This window comes from Mycobacterium sp. (genome assembly GCF_050701675.1).
GTDB lineage: Bacteria > Actinomycetota > Actinomycetes > Mycobacteriales > Mycobacteriaceae > Mycobacterium.
In genome coordinates, this window is the sequence record NZ_JBOGDD010001080.1 from 1 (window position 1) to 6,928 (window position 6,928).

Below are 6,928 nucleotides of genomic sequence, written 5' to 3' on the forward strand. Positions count from 1 at the left end.
CCATCGAGTCGATCACCGACGGCGCGTCCTCGCGGCGCAACCAGTTGTTGGTCGACCTCGGTTCCGAGCTGAACCTCGGGGCGATCGACGGTGCCGCCGAAGCCGATCTGGCTGGTCTCAAGGCACAGGTCACCAAGCTGGCCCGTACCTACAAGCCCTACGGCCCAGTGCTTTCCGATGCGGTGAACGATCAGCTGCGCACCGTGCTCGGGCCGTCCGGCAAGCGCCCTGCCGCAATCGCCGAACGGGTCAAGAAGACGTGGGAGCTCGGCGACGGCTGGGTCAAGCACGTGACGATGGAACTCGTGCTTGGCACGCGTGAAGGCAGCAGTGTGCGCGGTAGCGGACTCGGGCACCTTCACGACGGTGCGCTGCCCGACGCGGCCACGTTCGACAAGATCGTCGACGCGGCGGTCTCGGCCGTCGCCGCGCGCCGCGGTATCGCGGTGTCGCTGCCCTCTGTCGCAGGCGCCGCGGGCGGTGTCGTGGACTCCGCTGCACTCGTCGAGTTCGCCGAGCAGGTCACCGGCCGCAACGGCGTGCTGGCCTCGGCGGCCAGGATGATTCTCGGTCAGCTCGGCTTGGACGCCCCGGTCAACGTGGGTGAGACGGTCAGCGATGCCGACCTCATCGACCTCGTCACCGCCGAACTCGGTTCTGACTGGCCACGTTTGGTGGCGCCCACGTTCGACGGGCGCAAGGCGGTGCTGTTCGACGACCGCTGGGCCAGCGCCCGTGAGGATCTGGCACGTCTGTGGTTGACGGACGAAGACGAGATCGACGCGAACTGGCCGCGACTCTCCGAGCGCTTCGAAGCCGCCGGACACATCGTCGCCACCCAGGCGAGCTGGTGGCAGGGCAAGGCCCTCGCCGCGGGGCGCAACGTCCACGCGTCGCTCTACGGACGCGCAGCGGCAGGGGCGGAGAACCCCGGCACCGGTCGGTACGCCAATGAGATCGCCGTGGTGACGGGTGCCTCCAAGGGGTCCATCGCCGCGTCGGTGATCGCGCAGCTGCTCGACGGCGGCGCGTCGGTGATCGCCACCACCTCGAAGCTGGACGACGACCGGTTGGCGTTCTACAAGGAGCTCTACCGCAACAACGCCCGCTTCGGCGCGACGCTGTGGGTGACGCCTGCCAACATGGCCTCCTACACCGACATCGACGCGCTGGTCAGTTGGGTCGGCAGTGAGCAGACGGAAAGCCTTGGGCCGCAGTCGATTCACCTGAAGGACGCGCTGACGCCGACGCTGCTGTTCCCGTTCGCGGCTCCGCGCGTGGGGGGTGACCTCTCCGAGGCCGGGTCACGGTCGGAGATGGAGATGAAGGTTCTGCTGTGGGCCGTGCAGAGGCTCATCGGTGGCCTTTCGCACATCGGTTCCGAGCGGGACATCGCATCGAGGCTGCACGTGGTGCTGCCCGGCTCGCCCAACCGCGGCATGTTCGGCGGCGACGGCGCCTACGGCGAGGCCAAGTCCGCACTGGACGCGTTGGTGACGCGGTGGAAGGCCGAAACCTCTTGGTCACAGCGAGTCTCGTTGGCGCACGCACTGATCGGCTGGACCAAGGGTACCGGCCTGATGGGTCACAACGACGCGATCGTCGGTGCGGTCGAAGAGGCCGGCGTGATCACGTATACGACCGAAGAGATGGCGTCGATGCTTCTCGACCTGTGCGACATCGAGTCCAAGGTGGCGGCGGCGCGTACGCCGATCAAGGCCGACCTGACCGGCGGACTCGGCGAGGTCGACATCGACATGGCCGAATTGGCCGCCAAGGCCCGCGAGGACGCCGCCGCTGAAAGTGCCGCGACGGTTTCCGACGAGGACGAGGGCACTGGCACCATCAAGGCCCTGCCGTCACCGCCGCGCGGTTACGCCGCGGCGCCGCCACCCGCGTGGGACGACCTCGACGTCGATCCCGCCGACCTGGTGGTGATCGTCGGTGGAGCGGAGCTCGGACCGTACGGTTCGTCGCGGACCCGCTTCGAGGCCGAGGTCTCCGGCGAGCTGTCCGCGGCAGGTGTGCTCGAGCTCGCCTGGACCACCGGGCTGGTCAAGTGGGAGGACGATCCCAAGCCAGGTTGGTACGACACGGCCTCGGGCGACCTGATCGACGAGGGCGAACTGGTGGAGCGCTACCACGACACCGTCATCGAGCGGGTGGGAATCCGCGAGTGGGTGGCCGACGGTGCGATCGATGCGGATCACTCTGCGCCGCTGCTGGTTTCGGTGTTCCTCGACAAGGACTTCTCGTTCGTGGTGTCCTCCGAGGAGGAGGCTCGTGCGTTCGTCACCTTCGATCCCGAGCACACCCTGATCGCGCCGGTACCGGACAGCAGTGACTGGCAGGTCACCCGCAAGGCGGGCACCGAGATCCGGGTGCCGCGCAAGGTGAAGCTGTCGCGGACGGTGGGGGCGCAGGTACCGACCGGATTCGATCCGGCCGTCTACGGCGTCACCCCGGACATGATGAGTTCGATCGACCGGTTGGCGCTGTGGAATCTCGTTACGACGGTGGACGCGTTCCTGTCGTCCGGCTTCACTCCCACCGAACTGATGCGGTGGGTGCATCCCAGCCTGGTGGCCAGTACGCAGGGCACTGGCATGGGCGGCATGACGTCGATGCAGGCGATGTATCACGGCAATCTGCTCGGCAAGAACAAGGCGAACGACATCCTGCAGGAGGTCCTGCCGAACGTCACGGCCGGCCACGTCGTTCAGTCCTATATCGGCAGCTACGGCGCGATGATCCACCCCGTCGGCGCATGCGCCACCACGGCGGTGTCGGTCGAGGAGGGCGTGGACAAGATCCGGCTCGGCAAGGCCGAGTTCGTGGTCGCGGGCGGCTACGACGACACGACGCTTGAGGCCGTCATCGGCTTCGGCGACATGTCTGCCACTGCCGAGACGGGGGCGATGCGCGCCAAGGGCATCAGCGATTCCAAGTTCTCTCGCGGCAACGACCGGCGTCGCCTCGGCTTCGTCGAGGGACAGGGTGGCGGGACCATCCTGCTGGCCCGTGGTGATCTGGCTCTGGAGATGGGGCTGCCGGTACTGGCGGTCGTGGGCTACGTGTCTACGTTCGGCGATGGCATGCACACATCGATCCCGGCTCCCGGACTCGGCGCCCTCGGCGCTGGCCGCGGCGGCAAGCAGTCGCAGCTGTCCAAGTCGCTGGCGAAGTTGGGTGTTGGTCCCGACGACATCGCGCTGATCTCCAAGCACGACACGTCGACACTGGCCAACGACCCCAATGAGACGGAGCTGCACGAGCGGCTCGCCTCCGCCATGGGTCGGTCGCCAGGTGCGCCGCTGTTCATCGTCAGCCAGAAGAGCCTCACCGGGCACTCGAAGGGCGGTGCGGCGGCATTCCAGATGATGGGTATGTGCCAGATGCTGCGCGACGGCGTGATCCCACCGAACCGGAGTCTGGACTGCGTCGACGAAGAGATGGCCAACGCGTCTCACTTCGTGTGGGTGCGCGAGGCCCTGCACATGCGGGAGAAGTTCCCGATGAAGGCGGGTCTGATCACCAGCCTTGGCTTCGGACACGTCTCGGGCCTCGTCGCACTGGTGCATCCGCAAGCGTTCCTGGCTGCCTTGAGTCCCGAGCAGCGGGAGGACTACCAGCAGCGTGCAGGCGCCCGTGTGTTGAAGGGGCAGCGCACTCTGGCGTCGGCGATCGCCGGCGGTCCCGCGCTGTACGAGAAGCCTGCCGACCGGCGCTTCAACCACGACTCGCCGGAGAAGCGGCAGGAGGCCGACATGCTGCTCGATCCGGAGTCGCGGCTCGGCGAAGACGGTTGGTACGGGCAGCGATGAGCGCCTGCGCGAGGAGCATTCGGGATGGCATGGCGTGAGGGCGCAGGCGCCTGAGCTAGCGTTCCCGCAATGAGCATCGTCGGAATCGGCATCGATCTGGTCTCCATACCGGACTTCGCGGAGCAGGTCGACCAGCCGGGGACGGTGTTCGCGGAGACGTTCACGCCGGGTGAACGCCGCGACGCCGCGGACAAGAGTTCGTCGGCGGCGCGGCACCTGGCGGCGCGGTGGGCGGCCAAGGAGGCCGTGATCAAGGCGTGGTCGGGTTCGCGGTTCTCGAAGCGGCCCGTGCTGCCCGAGGACATCCACCGTGACATCGAAGTGGTCACCGACATGTGGGGCAGGCCGAAGGTGCGGCTGTCCGGCGACATCGCCGAGCACCTGAAGGACATCACCATCCACGTGTCGTTGACGCACGAGGGCGACACCGCGGCGGCGGTCGCGATCCTGGAGTCGGCCGGCTAGCCTCGCCGCACCCCCACCCTCACCCCCACCCTCACCCCCACCCCCACCCTCGCCGCGAGCGTGCGTGTCTGCTCGGCGACACGCCACGAGTTTCGTACAACCGCGCACGTTCGTCACTGGTCGAGGACGCGCACTAACCTCGTTGTCATGAGCGATCTCGTCGACAGGGTGAAGTCGGTGCTGCCATCGGTGCGCGCCGATCTCGAGGATCTGGTCCGCATCGAGTCGGTATGGGCCGACCCGGCCCGACGCGACGAGGTCCGGCGCAGTGCCGATGCGGTCTCGAAGTTGTTGTCGGAGGCGGGGTTCGACGACATTCGCATCGTCAGCGAGGGCGGCGCACCTGCGGTCATCGCTCGCCACCCAGCGCCGCCCGGCGCCCCGACGGTTCTGCTGTACGCCCACCACGACGTGCAGCCAGAGGGCGACCGCTCCCAGTGGGCCTCGCCGCCGTTCGAGCCCACCGAGCGCAACGGACGTCTGTACGGGAGGGGCACCGCCGACGACAAGGCGGGGATCGCCACGCATCTGGCCGCCATCCGGGCGTTCGACGGCAGCCTGCCGGTCGGCGTCACGGTCTTCGTGGAGGGTGAGGAGGAATCGGGATCCCCCTCGCTGGGTGCGCTGCTGGCCGCCCACCAGGATCTGCTCGCCGCCGATGTCATCGTGATTGCCGACTCCGACAACTGGAGTACCGAGATTCCCTCGCTCACGGTGTCGCTGCGCGGGCTGGCCGACTGCGTCGTCGAGGTCGCCACGCTCGATCACGGTCTGCATTCCGGCATGTGGGGCGGGGTGGTGCCCGATGCGCTGAGCGTGCTCGTCCGACTCCTGGCCAGCCTCCACGACGACGACGGCAACGTCGCGGTCGCCGGGTTGCATCAGGGCTCGGCGGCCGACGTGGACTTCCCGCCCGAGCGCGTACGCGAGGAGTCCGGGCTGCTCGAGGGCGTCACCGAGATCGGTTCGGGCTCGGTGACCGACCGGCTGTGGGCCAAACCGGCGATTACCGTGATCGGCATCGACACGACGTCCATCGCGAAGTCGTCGAACACGTTGATCCCACGGGCGAGTGCCAAGGTCAGCCTGCGCGTCGCGCCCGGTGGTGACGCCGTCCAGCATCTGGGCGCCCTGACGCGCCATCTCGAGCAGCACGCCCCGTGGGGCGCCCGGGTGACGGTGACGCCGGGTGACGTCGGCCAGCCGTACGCCATAGACGCCAGCGGACCCGTCTACGACGCCGCGCGCTCGGCGTTTCGGCAGGCGTGGGGGAGCGATGCGGTCGACACCGGGGTCGGCGGGTCGATTCCGTTCATCGCCGAGTTCGCCGCTGCGTTCCCCGAGGCGAAGATCCTCGTCACCGGCGTCGAAGATCCCGCGACGCAGGCGCACAGCATCGACGAGAGCCTCGATCTGGGAGTGCTCGAGCGCGCGGCCACGTCGGAGGCCCTGCTTCTGGAGGCGCTCGGCGCTCTACAGCGCTAGGTCGCTGATGAGCTTCGCGACGTGCCCGGTGGCCTTGACGTTGTAGCGGGCGACCTCGATCTTGCCCTTCTCGTCGACGAGGAACGTCGAGCGGATGACGCCCTGAACGGTCTTGCCGTACATGGTCTTCTCGCCGAACGTGCCCCACTCGGTGAGCACCTTGCGTTCTGGATCGGACAGCAGGGGAAACGTCAGCTTCTCCGCGTCGCGGAACTTGGCGAGCTTCTCCGGCTTGTCCGGCGAGATGCCGATGACGTCGACTCCGACCTCATTGAGATGCCCGAGGCTGTCCCGAAAGTCACATGCCTGTTTCGTGCAGCCGGGGGTCGAGGCGGCGGGGTAGAAGTACACGATGACCTTCCGCCCCTTGTAGTCACTGAGCTTCACGGTCTTGCCGTCGGCGTCGGGCAGGCTGAAGGCGGGGGCCTTGTCGCCAACGGCGAGGCGGGTCGGTGGCATGAGTGAATGTCCCTTCGGTCGGCCGGTGCACGACGTCGTCGTGTGGCTCAACTAGGGTAATTCCCCAAGACAGCAACGCGATTGAAGGGGCTGACGTGGCGGACCGGGATCCGGACAAGATCAAGGCGGACATCGACGTGGCTCGCCACCAACTCGCGACCACGGTGGATGCCCTCGCAGAGCGGGCGAACCCGCGCCGGATCGCGGACGACGTCACGGCCGGCGTGGTGCAGTTCGTCAAGAAACCGGTGGTCGCGGTGTCCCTCGCGGGCCTGGGCACCGCCGTGCTGGTGCTGGTGATCCGACGGATCAGGAATGGTTAGGTAGCGGACTATCCGCGGCGGCGAAGGCCGAAGCGAAACCAGCCAAGGAACGAGAAGCCGGGGGGGTTGGCCCGGCGGCCAATCCTGGCGCAGCTGTGGACCGTAACGACGGCAGGCACACCCGCGTCGTCGTCAACCCCGACGGTTGACGCGGCGGTGGAGTCTGCCACACCTGCGGTCGACATCAGCTAAGGCCCTGTTCCTCTCTCAGAGACCAGAGCGAATGTCTGCCCGCCTGGCTCTAGCTAACGCCATCGTAGCATCGAATTCCAGTGTTGCGTCGGGAGGGGAACTCTATTTTCCCAGCTTAGGGCTTACGTTGCCGGAGATTTCGATCCATGAGGCGGTCAAGACTTCCGCGCAAACACTGAT

The 6,928-nt window shown here is 67.5% G+C and carries 5 protein-coding genes; 4 read left to right on the forward strand and 1 reads right to left on the reverse strand.

Annotated features, from left to right (window positions below; all coding sequences use genetic code 11):
* The 3 genes from ACRDUX_RS33160 to ACRDUX_RS33170 all read left to right on the forward strand — a co-directional run.
* The coding region (locus ACRDUX_RS33160; RefSeq protein WP_526420478.1) for a beta-ketoacyl synthase N-terminal-like domain-containing protein at nt 1–3,824 on the forward strand (3,824 nt) is incomplete at its 5' end.
* A gap of 69 nt (nt 3,825–3,893) precedes the next feature.
* Nucleotides 3,894–4,289 (forward strand): holo-ACP synthase AcpS, encoded by a 396-nt coding sequence (acpS, locus tag ACRDUX_RS33165; protein WP_526420480.1) that lies wholly within the window; start codon nt 3,894–3,896, stop codon nt 4,287–4,289.
* Nucleotides 4,290–4,436: 147 nt separating this feature from the next.
* Nucleotides 4,437–5,774 (forward strand): dipeptidase, encoded by a 1,338-nt coding sequence (locus tag ACRDUX_RS33170; protein WP_526420482.1) that lies wholly within the window; start codon nt 4,437–4,439, stop codon nt 5,772–5,774.
* Here ACRDUX_RS33170 and bcp read toward each other — a convergent pair.
* Nucleotides 5,763–6,233 (reverse strand): thioredoxin-dependent thiol peroxidase, encoded by a 471-nt coding sequence (bcp, locus tag ACRDUX_RS33175; protein ID WP_526420484.1) that lies wholly within the window; start codon nt 6,231–6,233, stop codon nt 5,763–5,765. The genes ACRDUX_RS33170 and bcp overlap by 12 nt on opposite strands.
* A gap of 95 nt (nt 6,234–6,328) precedes the next feature.
* Between bcp and ACRDUX_RS33180 the strand changes: the two genes are divergently transcribed.
* Nucleotides 6,329–6,556 carry a DUF3618 domain-containing protein gene (locus tag ACRDUX_RS33180; RefSeq protein ID WP_526420486.1) on the forward strand — a complete coding sequence of 76 codons (228 nt, stop codon included), beginning with the start codon at nt 6,329–6,331 and terminating at the stop codon, nt 6,554–6,556.
* Nucleotides 6,557–6,928 lie beyond the last annotated feature (372 nt).

Excerpts from the sequence above, each read along its gene's own strand:
- ACRDUX_RS33170 (WP_526420482.1), top strand. The coding sequence starts at position 4,437 with ATGAGCGATCTCGTCGACAGGGTGAAGTCGGTGCTGCCATCGGTGCGC.
- acpS (WP_526420480.1), top strand. The coding sequence starts at position 3,894 with ATGAGCATCGTCGGAATCGGCATCGATCTGGTCTCCATACCGGACTTC.
- bcp (WP_526420484.1), bottom strand. The coding sequence starts at position 6,233 with ATGCCACCGACCCGCCTCGCCGTTGGCGACAAGGCCCCCGCCTTCAGC.